The sequence below is a fragment of the Mesobacillus campisalis genome (assembly GCF_000986785.1).
Lineage (GTDB): Bacteria > Bacillota > Bacilli > Bacillales > Cytobacillaceae > Mesobacillus_B > Mesobacillus_B campisalis.
The window spans coordinates 145103-169445 of the sequence record NZ_LAYY01000101.1; the positions used below are offsets into that span (position 1 = coordinate 145103).

Consider the following 24343-nt stretch of genomic DNA (forward strand, 5'->3'; position numbering starts at 1 on the left):
TCACACACTTGAATTCCGGAGGTTGTTGCATTGATACAAAGCCTGTATCGCCTAATGATCGAATTGACCAACCGCAGATGGTCCTCCACGCTTTTAAAGAGATTTGCCCGCTCAAGTGCGAGCAAATGGGTGGTGCCGTCCTTTGCCAGAACGTATAAAATCAATCAGGAAGAAATGGAAAAGGAACTGGGTGAGTACAAAAGCCTGCACGATTTCTTTATCAGAAGGCTCAAGCCGGGGACAAGAATCACGGAGGCTGCCTCCGATGCGATTGTGAGCCCGGTGGATGCTATAATTGAGGATATTGGCCCTGTAGTCCCGGAACTGGAAATCCATGTGAAAGGAAAGGTTTATTCGATTGCCGAGATGCTAGGCAGCGCAGAAGCAGCAAGCCCATATCGTGAAGGCACCTACATGGTCCTATATTTGAGTCCAACGCATTATCACCGTATTCACAGCCCGGTGTCCGGAACAATCCTGAATCAGTGGTCGCTGGGTTCCCGCTCCTATCCTGTTAATGCTCTTGGGCTGAAATATGGGAAAGGGACTTTATCCAAGAACTATCGGATGGTCACTGAGATTGACTATGGAAGTGGAAGGCTGGCGCTTGTAAAGGTAGGTGCCATGTTTGTGAACTCGATCGAAACAGTCCATGAAGGGGAGAGGCTCAAAAAAGGGGAAGAAATGGCCTATTTTTCATTTGGCTCCACGGTGGTTCTTCTGTTCGAAAAAGACGGGATAGAACTAGCAGAGGACATTGTGCTCCCTGCTCATGTGAAAGTCGGTGAAAAGCTGGGAACTTTGACTCCAAGACACTAAGGCTTCCTGCACAGGGTTTTGCTCTGTGCTTTTTCCTTGTCCACGGGGATTAAGATCAAGGCGGAAAAAACAAAAAACGTCCCGGACCTGGGACGCTGTTGTCAGGAAGAATATCGAATTTTGTGGGAAAGCGATCTCCGCTTGATTTCTGTTTCTATTAAGCGGATAAAGTCCGTATTAAGATTCAATTCTACTGCCTTGTAGTAGGACTCGATCAGCAATTCGTCGGAAAGCTTGCGCATTATCATTCACCCCCGAAAATGAATGTATAATATAGGACTAGAAGACATATACTGGTAAGTTGTACCCTTACTCTAACAGAATTAAACACCGAGAACAACCGTTCTACTTATCCACATTATTCCGTGGATAAGCTGTGGTTAATCTGTTCATAAAGGGGAAAATAACTCATGTTACAGACTGTATAATGTGAATAAGGTTATCCACAACTCATGGAAAAAGGAAAATTTTGTCGAAAAATTTTAAATCCCTTTTTATTATATTTTGAAACAGAGGATAAAATTGGTTATGATGTTAACGGTATGAATGGAATTATAAATAATGAGGTGTAGCATTGTGCTAAACAATTTTTTGCCGGACCAGCATGTGAAGAGTATATTTGAAATAACGCCGGAAAGCTTAAAGGAAAAAGGTGTAAAAGGCATTATTACAGATTTGGACAACACCCTTGTTGAGTGGGACCGTCCCAGCGCCACTCCAGATTTAATACAATGGTTTGAAAATATGAAACAAAACAATATTCTTGTGACAATCGTTTCTAATAATAACGAAGACCGGGTCAAGCTTTTTGCGGATCCTCTCGTTACACCATATATATACCGTGCCCGCAAACCAATGACGAAAGCTTTTAATAGGGCAGTAAAGGATATGGGACTGAAAAAGGAGCAAACGGTTGTGATCGGGGATCAGCTGCTGACAGATGTCTTTGGAGGCAATAGAGGCGGTTTCCATACGATTCTCGTCGTACCGGTAGCAAAGACAGACGGGCTGGTCACCAGGTTTAACCGTACTGTGGAACGAAGGATTTTAAATTGGTTCAGGAAAAAAGGCAAGCTAAATTGGGAGGACTAGAAGTGAGTAACGAGCAAATCGTATGCACAGGCTGCGGTGTGAAAGTTCAAACAGAAAAACCCGAGGAATTGGGCTATGCGCCGCCGTCATCGCTGGAAAAAGAAGTTATTGTCTGCCAGCGCTGTTTTCGTTTAAAGCATTATAACGAGGTCCAGGATGTCAGTTTGACCGATGATGACTTTTTAAAAATCCTGAATGGAATTGGAGAAAAAGATGCTTTAATCGTCAAGATTGTCGACATTTTTGATTTCAATGGCAGCTGGCTGCCGGGAATACAAAGATTTGCCGGAAAAAACCCTGTCCTGCTGGTTGGAAATAAGGCGGACCTCGTTCCGAAATCCGTGAAACAAAACAAGCTGATGGATTGGATGAGGAAAGAAGCAAAGGATCTTGGACTTGTTCCGAAAGACGTATTCCTTGTCAGCGCGGCCAAAGGGAAAAATATCAGGGAATGTGCGGCGGCCATTGATGAATACCGCGATGGACGTGACGTTTATGTGGTCGGATGTACCAATGTGGGCAAATCAACTTTCATCAATCGGATCATTAAGGAAGTCACCGGGGAAGGGGATGTGATTACCACCTCGCACTTTCCGGGGACCACGCTTGACATCATAGAGGTGCCGCTGGAAGACGGAAAAGCCCTGATTGATACACCTGGAATTATCAACCACCATCAGATGGCGCATTTCGTCGATAAGAGGGATCTCAAGGTAATTACGCCAAAGAAGGAAATCAAGCCGAAGATTTACCAGCTTAATGAAGGACAGACGCTGTTCTTTGGGGGACTGGCAAGGTTTGATTACCTTTCCGGGGGAAGAAAATCCTTTACGTGCTATCTTTCAAATGAATTGAATATACATCGCACAAAGCTTGAAAATGCTGACGAATTGTATGAAAAGCATGCTGGTGAAATGCTGACTCCGCCAAGGCAGGAACAGCTTGACTCCTTCCCCGAGCTTGTGAGGCATGAATTCACGATTAAGAATGAAAAAACAGATATTGTCTTTTCGGGCCTAGGCTGGGTTACACTCAACGAAGCAGGTGCCAAGGTTGCGGCGTATGTGCCAAAGGGAGTTTCTGTTATGGTCAGGAAATCTTTAATTTAGACAAGAGAGCGTAATTTAGGGGGAGCGACGATGAAGAAGTTTTATGGGGTACTGGGATGTCCAATTGCCCATTCCATGTCACCGGACATGCATAATGATTTATTTTCCTATTACGGAATTGACGCGGCCTACCATCCTTTCCACGTCGAGAAAGATGATCTTGAGGAAGCGATCAAAGGATTGAGAGCAATCGGGGCAGGAGGCTTCAATGTCACCATTCCCCATAAAACCGCTGTGATTCCGCTGCTTGATAAAGTCGACCCGCTTGCCTTGGCAATAGGGGCTGTCAACACGGTGGTAAACAATCAGGGTGTCCTTACAGGCTACAATACAGATGGCAGAGGCTTTGTCAAAAGCCTTGCCGGCAGTCTCAAATCCCTGTCTGATAAAAAAACCCTGATTGTTGGAGCAGGCGGCGCGGCAAGGGCCATTTATTTTTCATTGGCTGAGGCAGGAATCAGGGAAATTGATATCTGCAATCGGACAGCGGAAAAAGCGGAAGGGCTGGCTGCCTCCTGCCCATTTCCGGTCTCCACGTCGATTCTTGGAATGGAGCGCGCGGGGGAACAGCTTGATCAATATGACCTTGTTGTCCAGACGACTTCGATCGGGATGGATCCGGATACGGAACAGATTCCATTTGCTGTCCGAAAAGTGAAAGAAGGAAGTTTGGCGGTCGATATCATCTATAACCCGCTTGAGACCAGGTTTCTAAGGGAGGCTGCTGCGTTGGGAGCCCGCATCCAGAATGGAATAGGCATGTTTGTTTACCAGGGAGCGCTTGCTTTTGAGAAATGGACAGGCATCTTTCCGGACACCGGCCGGATGAAAGAAAAAGTGTTGAAACAACTAGGAGGATCTTCATGCTAACAGGAAAACAAAAACGATTTTTAAGGGCCGAAGCCCATCACCTCAATCCGATTTTTCAAGTCGGCAAAGGCGGGGTAAATGATAATATGGTTCAGCAGATAGCCGATGTGCTCGAGGCGCGTGAACTGATAAAAGTAAGTGTCCTGCAAAACTGCGAGGAAGACAGGGATACCGTTGCAGAAAAACTCTCAAAGGGTGCCCGCGCCGAACTTGTCCAAGTCATCGGCAATACCATCGTCCTTTACAAGGAATCCAGGGAGAATAAAAAGCTGAATCTCCCACGGTAAGCAGCAAGGAGGGTTCGATATGAAAAAGATCGGGATATTGGGAGGCACCTTCAACCCTCCCCACCTTGGCCATTTGATCATCGCGAACGAGGTTTTTCATGCTCTTGGCCTTGAGGAAGTGTGGTTCATGCCAAACCAGGAACCGCCGCACAAGAAAAAGGAGGGCAACACTTCGAATGAAGAACGAATTGAAATGCTGAAGCTTGCCATAGCCCAGCATCCCCATTTTTCGATTGAGCCCATTGAGATGGACCGGACAGGCCCTTCCTATACGTATGATACGATGAAAATCCTGACGGAAAAGCATCGTGATGTTCAATTTTATTTTATTATCGGCGCTGATATGGTTGAATATCTGCCTAATTGGCATAAGGTTGATGAGCTTCAGAAAATGGTCACTTTTGTCGGGGTCCAGCGTCCGGCATATAATATTGAAACAGACTATGATATTCTTTATGTAGAAACCCCCTCGGTTGACCTGTCCTCCAGCTTCATCAGGAAACGGCTGGAAACAGGAGGGACTATTCGCTATCTGGTCCCGGATTCTGTACGGACTTATATAGAGGAGAATGGTTTATATGGATCGTGAGAAAGCTTTAAATATAGTGAAGCAGCAACTTACCGAGCATCGCTATCAGCACACAATCGGCGTAATGGAAACGGCGCTGTGGCTGGCTAAGAAATACGGGGCAGATGAAAAAAAGGCGGAGCTCGCTGCCATCTTCCATGATTATGCAAAATTCCGGCCGAAAGAGGAAATGGCCAGGATTATCAGGGAGCAAGGGATGGAGCCTGCGCTGCTGGAATACAATAGTGAACTCTGGCATGCTCCTGTTGGTGCTTTCCTGGCTGAGAAAGAAGCAGGCATAGCCGACAGGGAGGTACTTGATGCGATCACTTACCATACTTCCGGGCGCCCGGGAATGAGCGTGCTTGAAAAAGTCATTTATTTGGCGGACTATATTGAGCCCGGCCGGCATTTTCCCGGGGTGGAGGAAGTAAGGGAAATGGCCAGGAACGATTTGGATCAGGCTTTAATCCAGTCTGTAAAAAATACGATTCAATTTTTGCTGAAAAAAGGCCACCCTGTATATCCGGATACTTTTTACACATATAATGATTTAGTGACCCAGGAGGATTGATTGAATGACTGAACGCCAATTGCTTCAAACAGCTGTAAAAGCAGCAGACGACAAAAAGGCAGAGGACATCCTTGTCCTGAACATGAAGGGAATTTCCCTTGTCGCCGACTACTTTCTGATCTGCCACGGGAACTCTGACAAGCAGGTACAGGCTATCGCCCGTGAAATCAAGGAAAAAGCGGACGAGAATGGCTTTGAAGTGAAGCGCATAGAAGGATTTGATGCAGCAAGGTGGATATTGATTGACCTGGGAGATGTCGTTGCCCATGTTTTCCACCGCGAAGAAAGAGGCTATTACAATCTGGAGCGTTTATGGGGCGATGCACCGCTTGAAAATATCGACAGCGAGCTTAGCCAATGAGTTACCAGGAGTTTGCCTACCTCTATGACACGCTGATGGAAGATGTGCCGTATGATCGGTGGGTGGACTGGGTGAGCAGCCTGCACTCCAGGTACGGGGGCGGCGAAAAAAAACTGTTGGACCTGGCCTGCGGGACCGGAGAACTTTCGGTCCGGCTTTCCCATGCCGGTTTTAACGTCACCGGTGTTGATTTGTCTGAAGACATGCTGGCGGTCGCCCAGGCGAAGGCCGCAGAGGCAGGATTGGATATTCCTTTTTTCCATCAGGATATGACACAGCTGGACAGCTTGGGCGAATACGATGTCATCGGCATTTTTTGTGATTCGCTAAATTACCTGCCCCGCAGCGAGGATGTTGCAAAGGCGTTCGCGGGAGTGAATGCTCATTTGAAAAAAGAGGGGCTGTTCCTGTTTGATGTCCATTCCATACATAAAATGGACCATGTGTTTGCCGGAAGCCCCTTCACGTATATTGACGAAGAAGTTTCTTATATTTGGAATTGCTTTCCAGGGGAGCATCCCCACAGTGTCGAACATGAACTGACTTTTTTTGTGCTGGATGATGAAACAGGGCAATACGACAGGGTAGATGAATCCCATTTTCAGCGCACCTTTAAAATCAGTGAATACAAAAAAATGCTGCATGAGTCCGGTTTTGAGCTTCTGGGAATCACAGCTGATTTCAAGCAGGCTGAACCAGGCCCTGAAGCCGAGCGGATTCTTTTCGCGGCAAGGAAAAAGGCGTGAAACACATAAAGAAACAGGCGCAGATCAAAAACTCTGCGCCGTTTTTTTTTTTTATAAAAAAGCAGGAGTTTCCAGAACAATGCCGAAAGGTTAATCAATGCCGAATTGATCCCGCGATTTTGCCAAATCCTCTTCAAACTTCCAGTGTGTTGCCTCGAACAAATGCTCAAACATCTCACCGATTTCTTTCTCAAGCACTTTAATGCCTTCTCCTGTTATGCCGCCTTTCACACATACCTTTTCCTGAAGGGCAGGCAGTGTATAAAACTCTTTCCGCAAAAGCTCCCCCATGCCAACCAGCATTTCACTCGCCAGTTTTGTTGCTGTTTCATTGTCAATTTCTGTCTTTTTCACAGCTGCCTCGATAAATTTCTGGGTGAGATAACTAAAGAAGGCAGGCCCGCAGCTGACAATATCCGAGGCTACCCTGGTTATATTGGTACTGATTTCCACTGGTGTCGAGATCGCCTTGAATAAGGAGTCCAGTTTATGCCTCCAGGTGTCACTGCATCTTTCTCCGTATGTCATCAAGGATACGCCCGCCAGAGCCCGGTTTGTAATGCTTGGGATCGCCCTTGCCGTGGAACATGGGACGATGGTCTCCAGCTGGGAAACACTTATCGGGCTGGTGATGGAAACAATGCATTGATGATCAGCAAGTACATCCCGGATATCCATCAGCAATGGGTATATATCATGAGGCTTCACACAGATAAAAATGGCATCCGACTTCCCTGCCACTTCAGCTGCGCAGGAACCAATCTTCATCCCTGGATAGGCGTTTGCTAACTCGGCAGCCTTGGCAAGTGTCCTGTTGGTCACAATCATCGAAGAAGGGGAAACGGCATTCCCATCAATCAGGGCCTCAGCCAAAATCCTCCCCATATTTCCGGTGCCAATAATTCCTATTTTCACTTTCTTCCCTCCTTCTCAAGCAGCTCCATGACGTTCTCATAAAACTTATGTAACTCACCAAAAAAATATGACTTTTAGAAAGCAAGGTGGTAAACGATGGAATGGCTTAAAGCGCATCTTTGGCAGGCAGGTGCTGGGGCAGCACTGGGGATCTTTTTTCTCTATGTATACTTTGGAGGCCCTGCTGAGAAGAAACAGGGTGATTTGCAGGAATGGTCTTATATGGAGGAAAATGACCAACGGCAGGAAAGTCAAACTCAGGTGGAAGTGGCAGCCGCAGTCCCGATGATGGCGGATATAAAGGGTGCAGTGGCAAGGCCGGGGGTATATGAAATCGTTGAGGGAGACAGAATCGTCGACCTGGTTGAAAAAGCCGGCGGACTGACGGAAGAGGCTGAATCCTCTGACATCAACTTCGCCATGAAGGTCAGCGACGAAATGGCGGTTTATATTCCCAGGAAAGGAGAAGGGCAGGAAGGCAATATGTTGCCGGCAGGAGCCATGGGTGCCGGGGAGAAGGAGGGGAAGGTGAATTTAAACTCCGCTTCCGCTGCCGAGCTGGAAACACTCCCGGGAATCGGCCCGGCAAAGTCGGCTGCCATTATTGAATACCGGGAAACCGCCGGACCATTTAAAAGCATTGAGGATCTTAAAAACATCTCCGGCATAGGCAATAAGACATTCGAGAAACTGGAAAGCAAGATTATCGTAAAATAAGAAATTGCAGACAGGCACGCAAACAAGTAAACTGGTAAGAAAAAGAATGAATGAGAGGTTGAGACATCATGGAACGCATTTCCTGGAATGAATATTTTATGGCGCAAAGCCAGCTTCTGGCCTTAAGAAGCACCTGTACCAGATTGACGGTCGGCGCGACGATTGTGAGGGATAAAAGAATTATAGCCGGGGGCTATAATGGATCCATTGCCGGTGGGGACCATTGTGTGGATGAAGGCTGTTATGTTATTGACAACCATTGTGTGCGAACCATCCATGCAGAAATGAATGCCCTTCTCCAGTGTGCCAAGTTTGGTGTTCCGACAGATGGCGCCGATATTTACGTCACCCACTTCCCGTGCCTGCAATGCTGTAAAGCGCTTATTCAGGCTGGAATAAAGACCGTGTATTATGCGGAAGATTATAAAAATCATCCATATGCCCTGGAATTGTTTGAAAAAGCAGGTGTGAACACCCAGCAGGTACAGTGCCGGCAGGTAACATTGAAAGAGGCATAATTATGAAAGGGAAACTGTTCTATGCCGCAGTTGTTTCCCTTTTCGCCTTGCTTGGAATCTTCGAGAACCTCATTCTCTATGGACTTGCTTTCCTGCTCTTCTGCTGGCTCCTAGCCAGGACAGGGAAAATCAGCTCCTCCCACTTTGTTCATTTTCTGGTCATCTACATTGTTTTTACAGGTGCTGGTGCTTATGCGAAAAATGCCAATGATACAGCTATGGGTGGAAGTGAACGGAAATTTACAATTGAATTCACCAGTTCGGTCCTCTTTGACGGGGACCGGCTGACATCCCGGGCGCTGGTTTACGGATATGATGAACAAGTGGCTGTCAGGCATATTTTCCGCTCCGAGAAGGAAGCAAAGATGATAAAAGCATTTGTCTCTCCAGGGACAGTCTGTACACTGCCAGGCAGCCTGAGCCGGCCTGGACAGGCGCGAAATCCAAACTCGTTTGACTACTCCAAACATCTCCGCAGGAATAACATCCACTGGATCCTCAAACTGGAAGAGTTCGATTTGTCCGCATGCTCCCAAAGACAACAAAATCTGTATACATCCTTGCTTAAATGGCGCCAGAACGAAGTCCATCGCCTGGAAGAAGTGCTCGGGGATGAAAACGCAGCGATTGCAGCTGCCCTGCTGTTTGGCGACCGTCAATATATCGCTCCTGATGATGCTGCCAGCTATGAAAGGAACGGAACCGTCCATTTACTGGCAATATCCGGCCTTCATGTCGGCCTTCTGGCAGGAATGGTTTTTTATCTTCTTCTGCGGGCAGGGTGGACAAGGGAAAGAGCTGAATTTCTTTTAATCTGTCTTTTGCCTGTTTATGCCATTGTAACGGGGCTTGCACCGTCTGTATGCCGGGCTGTGCTGATGATGATGATGTTTCTTTTGACACGCCGCCTCAGGCTCCGCATTTCTTCACTTGATATTCTCTCCATTGCCTTGATGCTGCTTCTTCTGATTTCTCCATACAGCTTTTATGCCCCTGGCTTTCAGCTGTCATTTGCCGTTAGCGCATCGCTTATCCTCTCGTCGTCCCCGATTTTTTCCATGTTTGATTCCTACCTTTCGAAAATGGCTGCTGTTTCTTTTGTCGCCCAGCTCGCAAGCCTTCCTATTCTCCTGTTCCATTTTTATGAAATATCGCTCATCTCTGTCCTGGCCAATCTCTTATTTGTTCCTCTCTTTTCCTTCCTTCTTCTTCCATTGGTCATCCTCTTTTACCTGGTTTCCAAGGCTATGCCTGATGCCGTTGCCCTGATCCTTCCGCTGCTCGACTATTTGATTCATTTTGCAAATGGGATGTCCAAATCGCTTGCCGCTATTCCGGCAGCATCCTTGGTGATGGGAAAGCCGGAAACACCGCTGCTGGCTCTCTACCTGTTCGTCATACTCGTTTTCTTGCTGGGCTGGGAGAGAAGGTTCAAAGGAAAATGGAAAGTGTGCAAGCTGATGGTCCTTATGCCCGTTCTCATTCAGCTTGGCATTCCGTATATGTCTCCGTATGGAAAGGTTGTTTTTATAGATGTCGGTCAAGGGGACAGCATTCTGATTACGCTTCCTTTTAATCAAGGGAACTATCTGATTGATACCGGCGGAAGGCTTTTGTTCGAGAAGGAGGGGTGGCAAAAAAGGAAAAAAGAGTTTGAGCCTGGCAGGGATATCGTTCTTCCCTACCTGAAAAGCGAAGGCATAAGAAAGCTGGATAAACTGATTCTCACCCATGGCGATGCCGACCATATTGGCGGGGCCGCTGCCCTGCTTGATGAACTGGAAATTGCGCAAATCCTTATCCCGATAGCAGGCGAGCGGGGAGAGCTCGAAAGGAAAGTCCTGGCCAATGCCAGGCAGAAAGGGATTGACATCCTGGAAACCGGCGCAGCAAGAGGCTGGGAGAAGGGAGGAAACTCCTTTGTCATTGTGAGCCCGTTTGAAAAGCTGGAGGATAAAAACGAAGGGTCGATTGTCCTGTGGGCAGAGCTGGGCGGGAAAACCTGGCTGTTCACAGGCGATCTTGGAGAAAGCGGCGAAGAAGAACTGCTTCAGCGAATTCCTGCCCTAAAGGCCGACATCCTGAAAGTAGGCCATCATGGGAGCAAATCCTCCACGTCGCAAGGTTTTTTGGACGCACTTGCCCCTGAAGCTGCCATTGTTTCGGCGGGTGATGGAAATTTATATGGCCATCCCCATCTTGAAGTGATGGAACGCCTTTCGGAAAGGAAGATTAGGGTTTACAGGACGGATAAACAGGGAGCAATCATTTTTAAATTTGATTCCAAAGGAGGAACCTTTAGGCCGTGGATTCCATAGTATGATATCAAACATCAAGGTATGAAATTCCCCGTCCCTTAAAGCATTTACCCCCAAATACCAGCAGGCTAAGGCGCCTCCATCGTCCTTTTTATAAAAAAAAGAGACTGCTATGCAGTCTCCGAGGCTATGTAGCCGTTCTCAGCTTCCAACAAACTGAACGACTGTTGCGATGATGAACATTGTTGCGAAGAAACCAAAAGAAACAATGAATCCAACCAGGGAATCACCCAGGTCATTACGATTGTCTTTGATATTCTGTTCGAATTGGTTCACAGTCTATCCCCCCTATTTCTTAAATAGTATAGACGATTTCTATAGAAAATACCAGCCCAGCAAACGCTTTCCGCCACGAATTCATGATGCACCGTTGCTATCTAAGGATCCCGGGTCTTACATAGCAGCGTTCATTATATATAGGGAATCGCTTAGGGTAACCGGGCGATTCCGCAATTAATCTTGCCAAAATGTCCAAGCTTCTTTACGATAGAAAGGACATAAACTGGAGTGATCGGAGCGGACCGACATGGTGCTGGATATATGGAAACAAATAAAAAAAAATAAGATTGACCCTGTATATATGATATATGGAACGGAGACGTTTCTTATCAATGAGACGAAACAGCTGTTGATCAAGCAGCTGCTGAATGAGGATGAGCTGGATTTTAACTATGCCTCATACGACCTGGAGGAAACACCTGTGGAAGTGGCGATTGAAGATGCGGAGACTTTCCCATTTATGGGAGAAAAACGTCTGATTGTCATGCAAAACCCTGTTTTTTTGACTTCCGAAAAGCAAAAGGGAAAGGTAGAGCATAATCTGAAAAGGCTGGAGGCTTACATCAAGGAGCCGGCGCCCTATTCTGTCGTGCTATTCACTGCACCCTATGAAAAGCTGGATGAACGCAAAAAAATCACCAAAGAGCTAAAGCGAAATGCTGTGGCCGGGGAAGCCAAAAGGCTGACAGAGCCGGAATTAAAAGCTTGGGTGAGAGACCGGGCCGGACATGAGGGCGTCGAAATCGATGAGGAAGCCATTGAATTGATGCTGGCTTTGGCAGGCAGCAATTTGTTCATGCTGACGAGTGAAGTGGACAAGCTGGCATTATATGCGGGGGAATCGAGAAGGATTGACGCCCAAATGGTAGACAGACTCGTCGCAAGGTCACTGGAACAGAATATATTTACCCTGATTGACAAGATTGTCCAGCGGAAAATTGATGAAGCGCTGCGCATCTATCATGACCTCCTGAAGCAAAATGAGGAACCCATCAAAATCCTCGCCGCCATCGCAGGGCAGCTGCGGCTGATTTACCAAGTCAAGGAACTTTCAAGAAGAGGATATGGCCAGCAGCAAATAGCCGGCTTTTTGAAGGTCCACCCCTACAGGGTTAAATTGGCAGCTGGCCAGGCCCGACATTTTTCAGATGGAGAGCTGGCCAGGACCATCGAAATGATAGCCAATGCAGACTATCAAATGAAAACCGGCGGAATGAAAAAGGAATTACTGATAGAAATGATCCTTTTCAATCTGAATGGGAAATAAGCGAAAGTTAAAAAACGACCCGGTCAGGGTCGTTTTTCTGTCGCATGATAAACAAAAAAAGCTTCCCGGAGTGAGAAGCTTTTGTTATTGGCTTTTAGCCGTTTGCATTCAATTTTTTCATCATGCGGGATTTTTTGCGGGCAGCTGCATTTTTGTGGATTAGACCTTTTGCAGCAGTTTTGTCCAGCTTGCTCGCAGCAGCAGCAAAAGCTGCAGTTGCTTCAGCATCGTTGTTTGCGATAGCAGCTTCAGCTTTTTTAACAGCTGTACGCATTGCTGATTTTGCAGTAGTGTTTTGGGCGTTATTTTTTTCGCTTACTTTCACGCGCTTAATTGCAGATTTAATATTTGGCATTCCGTTCACCTCCTAAAAAGCATCGAGATTTTATGGAACTCGACTTTCCAGTACATTTCTTAAATTATCAAGAACAAAAGATATTCTATCAAACAGGAGTAAATAATGCAAGACTCTCAATTAATTTAGCCTTCGGCAGCTGAATTTTTTTATCATTTGAAGGAAAAGATAGGAAGTATTGATGGAAGGAGGAGCCTAGCATGAGTGATTCGATTGATTTAAGCATGTATTCGGTGCGAACCGACCTGGCTGTCGAGGCCAGGGAGATGGCTATTGCCGGGAGAAATGGCACTGTCCATGAGGCAGCCGATGTGTCACATCTCGAAGGCGTGATCATCAAGGAAAAAGAAGAAAATGACATTAAAGTATCCCTTGTGGACATCACCCCAGAAGGAGAAAAAGCCATCGGGAAAAAGCAGGGAAAGTACTTGACGATTGAAGTCCAGGGCATCCGCCAGCAGGATACGGAATTGCAGAAAAAAGTAGAAGAGGTATTTGCCAGTGAGTTTTCTTCCTTTATTAAACAGATGGGTCTAACGGAGGAAGCTTCCTGCCTGGTGGTCGGCCTTGGAAACTGGAATGTGACTCCCGATGCGCTGGGACCCCTTGTTTGCGAGAATTTGCTTGTGACACGCCATTTGTTTGAGCTTCAGCCCGAGCAGGTTTCCGAAGGCTATCGTCCTGTCAGCGCCTTATCGCCAGGGGTGATGGGGATCACCGGGATTGAGACCAGCGATATCATTCTTGGAGTAGTGGAAAAATCAAAGCCTGACTTTGTTATCGCCATTGATGCCCTCGCGTCCCGTTCGATCGAAAGGGTCAACAGTACCATTCAAATTTCGGATACAGGCATCCACCCAGGTTCAGGGGTTGGCAACAAGCGGAAGGAATTAAGCAAGCAAACACTTGGCATCCCTGTCATCGCCATCGGCGTGCCAACGGTTGTCGATGCTGTATCAATCACAAGCGATACGATTGATTTTATTTTGAAACATTTCGGCAAGGAAATGCGAGAAGGGGACCGGCCATCAAGATCTTTGGTTCCGGCAGGCATGACATTCGGGAAAAGGAAAAAGCTGACCGAGGAAGATATGCCGGAAGAACAGCATCGGCAGGCGTTCCTTGGCATGATTGGAACGCTTGAGGAAGAAGAAAAACGGAAATTGATTTATGAAGTACTTGCTCCGTTGGGTCATAATTTAATGGTGACTCCTAAAGAAGTGGATGTGTTTATCGAGGATATGGCCAACCTGATTGCGACCGGCCTGAACACAGCGCTGCATGGCAAGGTGGATCAGGATAACAGCGGTGCCTATACACATTGATAAGCAAAGGGGGCGGCCTGCCCCCTTCATTCCCATGATCGATTGAAAGCGAATTGGATGTTTCACCCGGCCTGACATAGAAACAGGTTCTACCAGTCCTAGCATTGTCATATGTTTTACTAGACTTGCTAAAAAGAGGTGGAACCGTGAAACGTTTAAAAGGAACAGGAATGATTATGGCCGTACAGGGGACAAGCCTGATAAAAGCAGGTTTTGCCTTTATGTTTTTTTTAATTGCTGTGTTTACCATGAGCGGGCTGATGACCTCGCTAAAGCCGGAGTTTCGGATCTCGTCATCTTCGCTGAACTCTGCCGCTACCCATATCAACGGGGAATTGCTATACCGCCTGATGGGCTGGGAAAACCACCAGCTGCTCAGTGCACTGCCGAAGAAGGAAGAATCTTTTAAACTGTCGAATCTGGTCTTCCGGCTTTCGACCAATGTAAGCCTTGATGACCCCCGCAGTTTCCTTGGAAGCGAGCTTCCCGGGTTCACCCTGTTTGATGGGAAAATCCTCGTTGCCGGGGAAGGGACCAATTATACCAATATGCCTATAGAGTCGGCGCCGCCCATCGAGGTGCTGAAGGCTGAACAGGAAGCGGCACTCCAAAACACCGAAGACATCGACAGCTCTGCCGGGGGAAGTGCTGAAGCCCCTCCTAACAGTACAGGAGACAGAAAAGTGGTGTATCTCTATTTCTCGCATACTCGTGAATCGTACCTTCCGTATCTGCAGGGAGTCACCAATCCCAATGCAGCCTATCACAGCGAAGTGAATGTCACAAAAATTGGTGACCGGCTGAAAGGAAGTCTCGAAAGCAAAGGGGTTGGAACTGAAGTCGATAAAACCGATGTGATGGCAAAGCTGAACCAAAAAGGGCTTGACTTCGGAAAGGCCTATCAGGAATCAAGGGGAGTTGTCCAGACCGCCATGGCGGGGAATCGGGACCTTCATTATCTGATCGATATCCACAGGGACTCAAGGAGAAAAGCTGAGACCACTGTCACGATTAATGGGAAATCGTACGCGAAACTGGCGTTTGTGATTGGCGGCAAAAACCAAAACTATGAAAAGAACCTGAAGCTGGCGACGGAGCTTCACCAGCTGCTTGAAAAGAAGTATAAAGGGCTGAGCAGGGGGATCATCGAGAATAAAGGTCCTGGCATGAATGGAGTATATAACCAGGATTTATCCCAGAATGCCATGCTGGTAGAGTTTGGCGGAGTCGATAATACGTTCGAAGAACTGTTCAGATCGGCAGATGCCTTGGCAGATGTTTTCAGTGAATTTTACTGGCAGGCAGAAAAAGTGGATGCACCAGCGAATAATTAAGCAAAAGCAGGGTGATGACAATGAAACTATTTTTTCTGAAGGCTTTTGTGCTAATTTGTATGATGTTCCTTTGTGTACTGACAGGCATGCAGCTGGCAAATGGCGGCATGAACAAGATGAGGGGCTATGACGACCCAAGCCTCAAGTCTGCCTTCAGAGTAAAGGAAACCGGAGAAGGGCAAATGGAAACGGCGATTCTCGGGAAACAGGTCTCAAGCCATGATCTTGAGCAGAAAAGGCAGCAGCTTGAAAAAATGAAAGCATACAACCTTTTCTCTGCGACAGGAAAAAAATTGGCGAATGGACTGGGAAGCGCCGTGGAAAAATCCCTGGACCTGATCAGCGGGAAAGAAGATTGAGAGCAGCGGGAAGACCGATGATTTGACTGAGTTTAAAAATAATTTGACTGAGTTTAAAAATAAACGGAAGAATTCCGCTTATAATGGGAAATAACAATATTTCCCGTGATATAAGGGGAGTTTTTCCGTTTGCTTTAATATAATCCTTACATTTTGGCCTAAACTAGAGTAGTTAAGCGGAATATATCCGCGTATTTCTGCTTCTTAAGCCCCTTCAATATACATTAACCGGAATTCCTCCGCTTATAAATTATAATTTTTGTTGAATATCAGCTTTCCATAAATGTAACGGGATTTTAGTACCATAATATGCAGTTCCGCTTTTGTTTCACTTTTCATTGAATCTTCAATTCCCTATTGATATAATCTAGAAATAATGTGCATGCGCGAGTATAGTAGGAGTGAACCAGCAATGAACAGAGAAGATAGACTGAAGAGACAATCGAAAATCCGCAATTTTTCAATTATCGCCCATATCGACCATGGCAAATCCACGCTTGCCGACCGGATCCTTGAAAAGACAAATTCATTGACTTCGCGTGAAATGAAGGACCAGCTGCTTGATTCCATGGATCTTGAACGGGAACGCGGCATAACGATTAAATTGAATTCCGTACAATTGAAATATAAAGCGAAGGACGGAGAAATCTATACCTTCCACTTGATTGATACACCAGGGCATGTCGACTTTACCTATGAGGTATCCAGAAGCCTTGCTGCCTGTGAAGGAGCGATTCTTGTTGTCGATGCCGCACAGGGAATTGAAGCCCAAACGCTCGCAAATGTATACCTGGCTCTTGACAATGACCTTGAGATACTGCCGGTCATCAACAAGATTGACCTTCCAAGCGCCGAGCCAGAACGTGTCAGAGGCGAAATTGAAGAGGTGATCGGTCTAGATGCATCAGAAGCCGTACTCGCGTCAGCAAAAGCTGGAATTGGAATCGAAGAAATTCTTGAACAGGTCGTCCAAAAGGTCCCTGCCCCGCAAGGTGACCCTGAAGCACCGTTAAAAGCGTTGATCTTTGACTCGCTTTATGATGCCTACAGGGGTGTAGTTGCGTACATCCGGGTCGTGGATGGGACGGTAAAAGTTGGCGACAAGATTAAAATGATGGCAACCGGCAAGGAGTTTGAAGTCACCGAAGTGGGTGTTTTCACTCCTAAAGCTGTGATGGTGGATGAATTGACTGTCGGAGACGTAGGTTTCCTGACAGCTTCCATTAAAAATGTCGGTGATACACGTGTCGGGGATACGATTACCAATGCGAAAAATGGGTCTACAGAGGCGCTGCCAGGTTACCGCCGTCTAAACCCAATGGTGTATTGCGGCCTTTATCCAATTGATTCATCCAAGTTCAATGATCTTCGAGAAGCCCTTGAAAAACTCGAGCTGAACGATTCTGCCCTCCAGTTCGAGCCGGAAACCTCACAGGCTTTGGGCTTTGGATTCCGCTGCGGCTTCCTTGGCCTCCTTCATATGGAGATCATCCAGGAGCGTATTGAGCGTGAATTTAAAATCGACCTGATTACCACCGCACCAAGCGTTATCTATCATGTCATCATGACCGATGGTTCGGAGGTAAGGGTTGATAATCCATCCAACATGCCGGATCCGCAAAAAATTGACCGTGTGGAAGAGCCATATGTCAAAGCGACGATGATGGCCCCGAATGACTTTGTCGGAGCAATCATGGAGATTTGCCAGAATAAGCGCGGGATTTTTATCGATATGCAATACCTGGATGAAAAACGTGTCAGCATCGTCTATGAAATTCCCTTGTCTGAAATCGTTTATGATTTCTTCGACCAGCTGAAATCGAGCACAAAAGGATATGCCTCTTTTGACTATGAGCTGATCGGATACAAGACATCGAAACTTGTCAAAATGGATATCCTGCTGAATGGTGAAAAAGTAGACGCCCTAAGCTTCATTGTCCATAAGGACTTTGCTTATGACCGGGGCAAGGTCATTGTTGAAAAGCTGAAAAGTCTTATTCCTCGCCAGCAGTTTGAAGTGCCGGTACAGGCGGCCATCGGACAGAAAATCGTTGCCCGTTCCACGATTAAATCGATGGGCAAAAATGTTTTGGCCAAATGTTACGGCGGCGATATTTCCCGTAAGCGAAAGCTATTGGAAAAGCAAAAAGAAGGGAAAAAGCGCATGAAGCAGGTCGGCTCTGTCGAAGTTCCGCAGGAAGCCTTCATGGCTGTCCTGAAGATGGATGACGATAGCGGCAAAAAATAAACACCAGTACAGGTTAGATCCGCTTGTTTACGGCAGGCTGATCTGGCCTGTTTTTATTAAATGAAACAGCAGTCTGCAGGACAAGCTGCAGGCTGCCAGGAAAGGCCGTGATGCTATTGATTAAAGCTGCGTATGTCCATATTCCCTTTTGTCACCATATCTGCCATTATTGTGATTTCAACAAGGTGCTGATGGAGCGTCAGCCTGTTGACGGATACCTGTCGAGCCTTGCCCAGGAAATGCATATGATAATGGAAACGTCCTCTATGGATTCCCTGGAATCGATTTTTGTCGGGGGCGGGACTCCGACTGCCCTTGATGAAGGACAGCTCGATTATTTGGTCACAAGCATCGGTGAAAAGCTAACTTTTGGACCTGATGCAGAATATACCTTTGAAGCCAACCCAGGGGACTTGTCTCCAGGCAAATTGCGAATCCTGAAAGCTGGCGGTGTGAATCGGCTTAGCTTTGGGGTTCAATCTTTCAATGATGAATTGCTAAAATCGATCGGACGAAGCCACCGGGCAGAGGATGTTTTCACCTCAATCCGCACAGCACAGGATATCGGCTTCGAAAATATCAGTGTGGACCTCATCTACAGCCTGCCTGGACAGACTTTGGATGATTTCAGGGAGACGCTAAAAACGGCTCTTGATTTGCAGCTGCCCCATTATTCCGGTTATTCGCTGATTATTGAGCCGAAAACGGTGTTCTATAACCTGATGAATAAAGGCAAACTCACCCTTCCCGGAGAGGATGCAGAAGCCAGGATGTATGAGCTGCTGATGGAAGAGATGGAGCGTCATGGCCTTCACCAATACGAAATCAGCAATTTTGCCCGGCCAGGGTACGAGAGCACCCACAACCTCACGTATTGGAACAATGAAGAATATTATGGGTTCGGTGCAGGTGCCCACAGCTATGTGGAAGGCCGCCGCCGGTCCAATTATGGGCCATTGAAAAAGTACATGGAGCCTCTTGCGAGAGGGGAACTGCCTTTGAATGACAATCACCCCGTTACAAGAAACGAGCAAATGGAAGAAGAAATGTTCCTTGGTCTAAGGAAAACAGCGGGTGTCTCAATTCGACATTTCCAGGAAAAGTTCGAGGAGGACCTTCTTGAATTATTCCGTGAAGAAATTAACGGGCTTATCGCTCGCAAACTGATTGAACAAGAAGATGGCCATCTTAGGCTGACCAGGAAGGGCCGGCTTCTGGGCAATGAAGTTTTTCAGGCTTTCCTGAAATAATTTACTGTTTTTTGCTGCTAAAAGCGCTTGCCGGGGCTGACCAAGGCGCTTGCGCTTTTCCGATTCAAATGATTGACATAAACGCCCAATACTGATAATTTATTATTAGATTTAGCACTCGTGGTCACAGAGTGCTAACAGAGGTGATGAGTGGTGTTAACAGACCGGCAAGTGTTGATTTTACAAGTGATTGTTGATGACTTTATTCGCACAGCGCAACCGGTTGGTTCCAGAAGCTTGTCGAAAAAAGAAAGTATTTCATTTAGTTCGGCTACGATTCGCAATGAGATGGCGGATCTGGAAGAACTGGGATTCATTGAAAAAACACATAGCTCTTCGGGACGCATTCCTTCCGAAAAAGGGTATAGATATTACGTCGACCATCTGCTGCTTCCCCAGAAGCTGAATACTTCCGAAATTATGACAGTTAAATCAATCTTTGCCGAGCGTATTTATGAACTCGAAAAAATCGTCCAAAAGTCGGCCAGGATATTGTCTGACATGACGAACTATACTTCGATCGTACTCGGCCCGGCTGTACAGGACAATAAGCTGAAAAAGCTGCAGATTGTTCCGCTGACTGCCGATACAGCCATTGCCATTATCGTCACGGATACAGGGCATGTTGAAAACCGGATGTTCCATTTCCCATCCAATGTCGATCCGGGCGATGTCGAAAAGATGGTCAATATCCTGAATGAGCGCTTGAGCGGTGTACCGATTGTTGACTTGAACAGCAGCATATACAAAGAGGTGGCAACACTTTTAAGGCAGCATATCAATAACTATGATTTGCTGTTGAATTCCATTGCCCAAACGCTGGACATCCCTTCAAGCGAAAAGGTGTTTTTCGGGGGCAAGACAAATATGCTTAATCAGCCGGAGTTTAATGATTTGGCAAAAATCCGCAGTCTGATGGCCATGATTGAACAGGAGGACGGGATATCCCAGCTGATCCGTAAAAACCCTCAAGGCATCAATGTCAAAATCGGACGGGAAAACAATAATACAGCAATGGAAAACTGCAGCCTGATTACCGCCACTTATTCCATGGGCGAGGAAAAGCTGGGGACCATTGCGGTTCTTGGCCCGACAAGAATGGAATATTCAAGAGTGATCAGCCTGCTCAAGTATATAAGTGCAGACTTGTCAAAGGTGTTGACAGACCTGTATCAAAACAAATGAGCATGGAAATATTGGTAAGGGTGGAACGGACAGTTCCATCCCTTGCCATGCCATAAATTACAATTTTATACAATAACTCTTTTGGGGGAGGTGAAAGATAAATGAAAGACAACAAAACTTCTGAAATGGAAAATACTGCTGGCCAGCAGGAGGAAGCAGAAGAGGTTTTTGCTGAAGCGGAAACTTCGACAGGGGCAGCTGCTGATGCATCCGAAAGTGTGGAAACAGAAAGCACAGATGGTCAAGATGCGAAAGTTGCAGAACTCGAAGCCAAGCTTGAGGAATCCGAAAACCGCTATCTTCGTCTGCAGGCCGATTTTGACAACTTCCGCCGGCGTTCGAGGCTCGACCTTGAAGCCAGCGCAAAATATAGAGCACAAAGCCTAGTTTCCGATTTATTGCCTGCATTGGACAATTTTGAACGGGCATTGAAAATGGAAACTGACAATGAACAGACAAAGTCGCTCATGCAAGGAATGGAAATGGTTTACCGCAGCATCCTTGACGCACTGAACAAAGAAGGCGTGGAGCCGATTGAGGCTGTGGGACAGGAATTCGATCCTCATCGCCATCAGGCAGTCATGCAGGATAGCGATGAAAATTACGGCTCGAACATTGTGACGGAGGAATACCAAAAAGGATATGTTTTGAAGGACAGAGTGATCCGTCCGTCCATGGTAAAAGTAAATCAATAGGTGTTACATATATTTACGGGGAGGTTTTTTTATGAGTAAAATCATCGGTATCGATTTAGGAACAACAAACTCATGCGTAGCTGTCCTTGAAGGCGGCGAACCAAAAGTAATCCCTAATCCGGAAGGGAACAGAACGACTCCATCTGTCGTTGCATTTAAAAATGGCGAGCGCCAGGTTGGGGAAGTAGCCAAGCGCCAGAGCATCACCAATCCAAATACGATCATGTCGGTCAAGCGTCATATGGGAACTTCCCATACAGAAGAAGTCGAAGGCAAGAAATACACGCCGCAGGAAGTTTCCGCGATCATCCTTCAGTATCTGAAGTCCTACGCGGAAGACTACCTTGGCGAAAGTGTAACCAAAGCGGTCATCACAGTTCCTGCCTACTTTAACGATGCTGAGCGCCAGGCTACCAAAGATGCCGGAAAGATTGCCGGTCTTGAAGTAGAGCGTATCATCAATGAGCCTACAGCTGCTGCATTGGCATATGGCCTCGATAAAACGGAAGAAGACCAGACCATCCTTGTCTTTGACCTTGGGGGCGGAACGTTCGACGTTTCCATCCTTGAGCTGGGTGATGGCGTATTTGAAGTAAAAGCAACTGCCGGCGACAACCGCCTTGGCGGAGATGACTTCGACCAGGTCATCATCGACTATTTGGTTGAACAATTCAAAAAAGAAAACGGCATTGATCTTTCCAAGGATAAAATGGCTTCACAGCGCCTGAAGGATGCGGCGGAAAAGGCCAAGAAGGACCTTTCCGGCGTATCATCCACACAGATTTCCCTGCCGTTCATCACGGCTGGCGAAGCCGGACCGCTTCACCTGGAAGTGTCTCTGACTCGTGCCAAGTTCGATGAGCTCACTGCTGATCTTGTTGAACGCACAATGGGGCCGACTCGCCAGGCGCTCCGCGATGCAGGCTTGAACCCATCCGATATCGATAAGGTCATCCTTGTCGGCGGATCAACTCGTATTCCTGCTGTTCAGGAAGCGATCAAGAAAGAAACCGGCAAAGAGCCTCATAGAGGCGTGAACCCGGACGAGGTTGTGGCAATGGGAGCGGCTGTCCAGGGCGGTGTCATCTCCGGTGACGTCAAAGACGTTGTCCTGCTTGATGTCACTCCGCTGTCTCTTGGTATCGAAACAATGGGCGGTGTGTTCACGAAGCTGATTGACCGCAACACAACCATTCCGACCTCCAAGTCACAGGTGTTCTCCACTGCTGCAGACAATCAGACTGCAGTAGACATCCATGTGCTTCAAGGTGAGCGTCAAATGGCGGCGGATAACAAAACGCTCGGCCGTTTCCAGCTGTCCGATATTCCGCCAGCACCTCGCGGCATCCCGCAAATCGAAGTGTCATTCGACATTGACAAAAACGGGATTGTAAACGTTCGTGCCAAGGATCTGGGCACCAACAAGGAACAGGCGATCACCATTAAATCTTCTACAGGCCTGTCTGACGAAGAGATTGAAAAAATGGTAAGAGAAGCGGAAGAAAACGCCGAAGCAGACAAAAAGCGCAAAGAAGAAGTAGAACTCCGCAACGAAGCAGACCAGCTTGTATTCACAGCTGAAAAGACCCTTAAGGATCTTGAAGGCAAAGTAGATGAAGCGGAAGTCGCAAAAGTGAACGAAGCCAAGGATGAGCTGAAAGCTGCCATTGAGAAAAACGAAATTGAAGAAATTCGCACGAAGAAGGATGCATTGCAGGAAATTGTCCAAAACCTGTCCGTAAAGCTGTATGAAGAAGCAGCAAAGCAGGCTCAGGCGCAACAGGGCGCTGAAGGCCAGGGCGGAGCAGCCAAGGATGACAATGTCGTTGATGCAGAGTTTGAAGAAGTAGACGATAAAAAATAATTTCATATCAAAGGGAAAGTCAAAGTCAGGTTATACTTGGCTTTGGCTTTTTCTTTGAGGGAATGGAAGCCCGCTGGATGGAATGCGAAGATAATATATTGCACTTCTTAAAGCGGGAATGTTAAAATTACCTTTATGTGAAAAGAAGCGGGAGTGGGTAATCATGAGTAAACGGGATTACTATGACGTCCTCGGTGTCAGCAAAGGGGCATCCAAGGATGAAATAAAAAAGGCCTATCGCAAGCTGTCCAAGAAATATCATCCAGACATCAACAAAGAGGCAGATGCGGATGAAAAATTCAAAGAAGTAAAAGAAGCCTATGAAGTGCTGAGCGATGACCAAAAACGGGCCCATTACGACCAGTTCGGGCATACAGATCCAAACCAGGGCTTTGGCGGCGGTGACTTCGGCGGCGGGTTCGGAGGATTTGAGGATATCTTCAACACATTCTTCGGCGGCGGAGGCGGCAGGCGCCGTGATCCGAATGCGCCAAGGCAAGGGGCTGACCTTCAGTATACGATGACCTTATCGTTTGAAGAAGCTGTATTTGGCAAGGAAACGACCATTGAGGTTCCGCGGGAAGAAACCTGTGATACATGTAAAGGCTCAGGTGCCAAGCCTGGCACAAAAGTGGATACATGCGGCCACTGCCATGGAAGCGGACAGCTGAATGTCGAACAAAATACGCCTTTCGGAAGAATTGTCAACCGCAGGGTTTGTCCATACTGTAGTGGAACAGGAAAAGAAATTAAAGAAAAGTGTAAAACATGTGCTGGTTCCGGGAGCGTGAAAAAACGCCAGAAAATCAACGTGAAAGTTCCTGCAGGCGTCGATGACGGACAGCAGCTGAGGGTAGCAGGCAAGGGCGAGCCTGGAGTGAACGGCGGACCGGCCGGCGATCTTTATATCGTTTTCCATATCCGGTCCCATGAGTTTTTTGAACGCGATGGCGATGATATCTATTGTGAAATGCCTATCACCTTCGTCCAGACAGCCCTTGGCGATGAAATTGAAGTTCCAACCGTACACGGCAAGGTGAAGCTGAAAATACCAGCTGGAACACAAACGGGCACCAGGTTCCGGTTAAAAGGGAAAGGTGTTCCTAATGTCAGGGGTTATGGTACAGGAGATCAGCATGTGATCGTCAAAGTGGTTACTCCAACCAAATTGACGGAAAAGCAGAAACAGCTGCTGCGTGAATTTGCCGATGTAAGCGGGCAGTCTCCGCTTGGGGACCACGAAGAAAGCTTTTTCTCAAAAGTGAAAAGAGCCTTTAAGGGTGAGTAG

The 24343-nt window shown here is 47.0% G+C and carries 26 protein-coding genes; 22 read left to right on the plus strand and 4 right to left on the minus strand.

Going from position 1 to position 24343, the window contains the following annotated elements; translation table 11 throughout:
- Positions 1 to 30: 30 nt before the first annotated feature.
- Positions 31 to 819, plus strand: a complete 789-nt coding sequence (locus WQ57_RS24610) for a phosphatidylserine decarboxylase (protein WP_046526270.1) — start codon at positions 31 to 33, stop codon at positions 817 to 819.
- Between the two features lie 101 nt (positions 820 to 920).
- On the opposite strand, the gene WQ57_RS24615 is transcribed toward WQ57_RS24610, so the two are convergent.
- A complete protein-coding gene (locus tag WQ57_RS24615; RefSeq protein WP_046526271.1) occupies positions 921 to 1061 on the minus strand; it encodes a sporulation histidine kinase inhibitor Sda in 141 nt (46 codons plus the stop codon).
- 331 nt (positions 1062 to 1392) lie between these two features.
- Between WQ57_RS24615 and WQ57_RS24620 the strand changes: the two genes are divergently transcribed.
- From WQ57_RS24620 to WQ57_RS24655, 8 genes are read left to right on the plus strand one after another with little or no spacing between them, the layout of a single operon-like run.
- Entirely contained in the window at positions 1393 to 1911 is a 519-nt protein-coding gene (locus WQ57_RS24620) for a YqeG family HAD IIIA-type phosphatase (RefSeq protein ID WP_241481653.1), read from the plus strand.
- A gap of 2 nt (positions 1912 to 1913) precedes the next feature.
- Entirely contained in the window at positions 1914 to 3020 is a 1107-nt protein-coding gene (gene yqeH / locus WQ57_RS24625; protein ID WP_046526273.1) for a ribosome biogenesis GTPase YqeH, read from the plus strand.
- A 30-nt stretch (positions 3021 to 3050) separates the two neighbouring features.
- Positions 3051 to 3890 (plus strand): shikimate dehydrogenase, encoded by an 840-nt coding sequence (gene aroE, locus WQ57_RS24630; RefSeq protein ID WP_046526274.1) that lies wholly within the window; start codon positions 3051 to 3053, stop codon positions 3888 to 3890.
- A complete protein-coding gene (gene yhbY / locus WQ57_RS24635; RefSeq protein WP_046526275.1) occupies positions 3884 to 4177 on the plus strand; it encodes a ribosome assembly RNA-binding protein YhbY in 294 nt (97 codons plus the stop codon). The genes aroE and yhbY overlap by 7 nt, the downstream gene beginning before the upstream one ends.
- Positions 4178 to 4196: 19 nt before the next feature.
- Positions 4197 to 4766 carry a nicotinate-nucleotide adenylyltransferase gene (locus tag WQ57_RS24640; protein WP_046526276.1) on the plus strand — a complete coding sequence of 190 codons (570 nt, stop codon included), beginning with the start codon at positions 4197 to 4199 and terminating at the stop codon, positions 4764 to 4766.
- Positions 4756 to 5319, plus strand: a complete 564-nt coding sequence (gene yqeK / locus WQ57_RS24645) for a bis(5'-nucleosyl)-tetraphosphatase (symmetrical) YqeK (protein WP_046526277.1) — start codon at positions 4756 to 4758, stop codon at positions 5317 to 5319. Before WQ57_RS24640 ends, yqeK begins: the two co-directional genes overlap by 11 nt.
- Before the next feature lie 4 nt (positions 5320 to 5323).
- Entirely contained in the window at positions 5324 to 5680 is a 357-nt protein-coding gene (gene rsfS, locus WQ57_RS24650; protein WP_046526278.1) for a ribosome silencing factor, read from the plus strand.
- Positions 5677 to 6426 carry a class I SAM-dependent DNA methyltransferase gene (locus tag WQ57_RS24655; protein ID WP_046526279.1) on the plus strand — a complete coding sequence of 250 codons (750 nt, stop codon included), beginning with the start codon at positions 5677 to 5679 and terminating at the stop codon, positions 6424 to 6426. The genes rsfS and WQ57_RS24655 overlap by 4 nt, the downstream gene beginning before the upstream one ends.
- Positions 6427 to 6516: 90 nt before the next feature.
- On the opposite strand, the gene comER is transcribed toward WQ57_RS24655, so the two are convergent.
- The gene (comER, locus tag WQ57_RS24660; RefSeq protein WP_046526280.1) at positions 6517 to 7341 is read right to left on the minus strand and encodes a late competence protein ComER; all 825 of its coding nucleotides are present in this window, start codon (positions 7339 to 7341) and stop codon (positions 6517 to 6519) included.
- 96 nt (positions 7342 to 7437) lie between these two features.
- On the opposite strand from comER, the gene WQ57_RS24665 reads away from it, so the two are divergent.
- The 3 genes from WQ57_RS24665 (at position 7438) to WQ57_RS24675 (ending at position 10894) form a co-directional block, all read left to right on the plus strand.
- Complete coding sequence (locus WQ57_RS24665) at positions 7438 to 8058, plus strand: helix-hairpin-helix domain-containing protein (RefSeq protein WP_046526281.1); 621 nt, start codon at positions 7438 to 7440, stop codon at positions 8056 to 8058.
- Positions 8059 to 8126: 68 nt separating this feature from the next.
- Positions 8127 to 8576, plus strand: a complete 450-nt coding sequence (locus tag WQ57_RS24670; protein ID WP_046526282.1) for a ComE operon protein 2 — start codon at positions 8127 to 8129, stop codon at positions 8574 to 8576.
- 2 nt (positions 8577 to 8578) lie between these two features.
- Positions 8579 to 10894: a DNA internalization-related competence protein ComEC/Rec2 gene (locus tag WQ57_RS24675; protein WP_046526283.1), complete on the plus strand. Its 2316-nt coding sequence runs from the start codon at positions 8579 to 8581 to the stop codon at positions 10892 to 10894.
- A 141-nt stretch (positions 10895 to 11035) separates the two neighbouring features.
- Here the strand turns inward: WQ57_RS24675 and WQ57_RS26025 are convergent, their stop codons facing one another.
- Positions 11036 to 11170 (minus strand): YqzM family protein, encoded by a 135-nt coding sequence (locus WQ57_RS26025; RefSeq protein ID WP_046526284.1) that lies wholly within the window; start codon positions 11168 to 11170, stop codon positions 11036 to 11038.
- 250 nt (positions 11171 to 11420) lie between these two features.
- On the opposite strand from WQ57_RS26025, the gene holA reads away from it, so the two are divergent.
- A complete protein-coding gene (gene holA, locus WQ57_RS24685) occupies positions 11421 to 12440 on the plus strand; it encodes a DNA polymerase III subunit delta (protein WP_046526285.1) in 1020 nt (339 codons plus the stop codon).
- Positions 12441 to 12534: 94 nt separating this feature from the next.
- On the opposite strand, the gene rpsT is transcribed toward holA, so the two are convergent.
- Positions 12535 to 12795, minus strand: a complete 261-nt coding sequence (gene rpsT / locus WQ57_RS24690) for a 30S ribosomal protein S20 (protein ID WP_046526286.1) — start codon at positions 12793 to 12795, stop codon at positions 12535 to 12537.
- A 200-nt stretch (positions 12796 to 12995) separates the two neighbouring features.
- Here rpsT and gpr point away from each other — a divergent pair, with 200 nt between their 5' ends.
- The 9 genes from gpr to dnaJ all read left to right on the plus strand — a co-directional run bounded on the left by gpr (position 12996) and on the right by dnaJ (position 24343).
- Positions 12996 to 14120 (plus strand): GPR endopeptidase, encoded by a 1125-nt coding sequence (gpr, locus tag WQ57_RS24695; protein WP_046526287.1) that lies wholly within the window; start codon positions 12996 to 12998, stop codon positions 14118 to 14120.
- A 146-nt stretch (positions 14121 to 14266) separates the two neighbouring features.
- Positions 14267 to 15454 carry a stage II sporulation protein P gene (spoIIP, locus tag WQ57_RS24700; protein WP_046526288.1) on the plus strand — a complete coding sequence of 396 codons (1188 nt, stop codon included), beginning with the start codon at positions 14267 to 14269 and terminating at the stop codon, positions 15452 to 15454.
- A gap of 20 nt (positions 15455 to 15474) precedes the next feature.
- Complete coding sequence (locus WQ57_RS24705) at positions 15475 to 15813, plus strand: YqxA family protein (RefSeq protein ID WP_046526289.1); 339 nt, start codon at positions 15475 to 15477, stop codon at positions 15811 to 15813.
- A gap of 412 nt (positions 15814 to 16225) precedes the next feature.
- Complete coding sequence (lepA, locus tag WQ57_RS24710) at positions 16226 to 18061, plus strand: translation elongation factor 4 (protein WP_046526290.1); 1836 nt, start codon at positions 16226 to 16228, stop codon at positions 18059 to 18061.
- Between the two features lie 116 nt (positions 18062 to 18177).
- Positions 18178 to 19311: a radical SAM family heme chaperone HemW gene (gene hemW / locus WQ57_RS24715; protein WP_046526460.1), complete on the plus strand. Its 1134-nt coding sequence runs from the start codon at positions 18178 to 18180 to the stop codon at positions 19309 to 19311.
- A 153-nt stretch (positions 19312 to 19464) separates the two neighbouring features.
- On the plus strand, positions 19465 to 20496 hold the full coding sequence (gene hrcA, locus WQ57_RS24720) for a heat-inducible transcriptional repressor HrcA (RefSeq protein WP_046526291.1): 1032 nt from the start codon (positions 19465 to 19467) through the stop codon (positions 20494 to 20496).
- A gap of 101 nt (positions 20497 to 20597) precedes the next feature.
- The gene (gene grpE, locus WQ57_RS24725) at positions 20598 to 21191 is read left to right on the plus strand and encodes a nucleotide exchange factor GrpE (RefSeq protein WP_046526292.1); all 594 of its coding nucleotides are present in this window, start codon (positions 20598 to 20600) and stop codon (positions 21189 to 21191) included.
- A gap of 31 nt (positions 21192 to 21222) precedes the next feature.
- Positions 21223 to 23055 (plus strand): molecular chaperone DnaK, encoded by a 1833-nt coding sequence (gene dnaK, locus WQ57_RS24730; RefSeq protein WP_046526293.1) that lies wholly within the window; start codon positions 21223 to 21225, stop codon positions 23053 to 23055.
- Between the two features lie 163 nt (positions 23056 to 23218).
- Positions 23219 to 24343 carry a molecular chaperone DnaJ gene (dnaJ, locus tag WQ57_RS24735; RefSeq protein ID WP_046526294.1) on the plus strand — a complete coding sequence of 375 codons (1125 nt, stop codon included), beginning with the start codon at positions 23219 to 23221 and terminating at the stop codon, positions 24341 to 24343.

Bases quoted from the DNA above. Each gene is read 5' to 3' on its own strand.
- WQ57_RS24615 (WP_046526271.1), bottom strand. From the start codon at position 1,061: ATGCGCAAGCTTTCCGACGAATTGCTGATCGAGTCCTACTACAAGGCA.
- aroE (WP_046526274.1), top strand. From the start codon at position 3,051: ATGAAGAAGTTTTATGGGGTACTGGGATGTCCAATTGCCCATTCCATG.
- yhbY (WP_046526275.1), top strand. From the start codon at position 3,884: ATGCTAACAGGAAAACAAAAACGATTTTTAAGGGCCGAAGCCCATCAC.
- WQ57_RS24640 (WP_046526276.1), top strand. From the start codon at position 4,197: ATGAAAAAGATCGGGATATTGGGAGGCACCTTCAACCCTCCCCACCTT.
- yqeK (WP_046526277.1), top strand. From the start codon at position 4,756: ATGGATCGTGAGAAAGCTTTAAATATAGTGAAGCAGCAACTTACCGAG.
- rsfS (WP_046526278.1), top strand. From the start codon at position 5,324: ATGACTGAACGCCAATTGCTTCAAACAGCTGTAAAAGCAGCAGACGAC.
- WQ57_RS24655 (WP_046526279.1), top strand. From the start codon at position 5,677: ATGAGTTACCAGGAGTTTGCCTACCTCTATGACACGCTGATGGAAGAT.
- WQ57_RS24665 (WP_046526281.1), top strand. From the start codon at position 7,438: ATGGAATGGCTTAAAGCGCATCTTTGGCAGGCAGGTGCTGGGGCAGCA.
- WQ57_RS24670 (WP_046526282.1), top strand. From the start codon at position 8,127: ATGGAACGCATTTCCTGGAATGAATATTTTATGGCGCAAAGCCAGCTT.
- WQ57_RS24675 (WP_046526283.1), top strand. From the start codon at position 8,579: ATGAAAGGGAAACTGTTCTATGCCGCAGTTGTTTCCCTTTTCGCCTTG.
- holA (WP_046526285.1), top strand. From the start codon at position 11,421: ATGGTGCTGGATATATGGAAACAAATAAAAAAAAATAAGATTGACCCT.
- rpsT (WP_046526286.1), bottom strand. From the start codon at position 12,795: ATGCCAAATATTAAATCTGCAATTAAGCGCGTGAAAGTAAGCGAAAAA.
- gpr (WP_046526287.1), top strand. From the start codon at position 12,996: ATGAGTGATTCGATTGATTTAAGCATGTATTCGGTGCGAACCGACCTG.
- WQ57_RS24705 (WP_046526289.1), top strand. From the start codon at position 15,475: ATGAAACTATTTTTTCTGAAGGCTTTTGTGCTAATTTGTATGATGTTC.
- lepA (WP_046526290.1), top strand. From the start codon at position 16,226: ATGAACAGAGAAGATAGACTGAAGAGACAATCGAAAATCCGCAATTTT.
- grpE (WP_046526292.1), top strand. From the start codon at position 20,598: ATGAAAGACAACAAAACTTCTGAAATGGAAAATACTGCTGGCCAGCAG.
- dnaK (WP_046526293.1), top strand. From the start codon at position 21,223: ATGAGTAAAATCATCGGTATCGATTTAGGAACAACAAACTCATGCGTA.
- dnaJ (WP_046526294.1), top strand. From the start codon at position 23,219: ATGAGTAAACGGGATTACTATGACGTCCTCGGTGTCAGCAAAGGGGCA.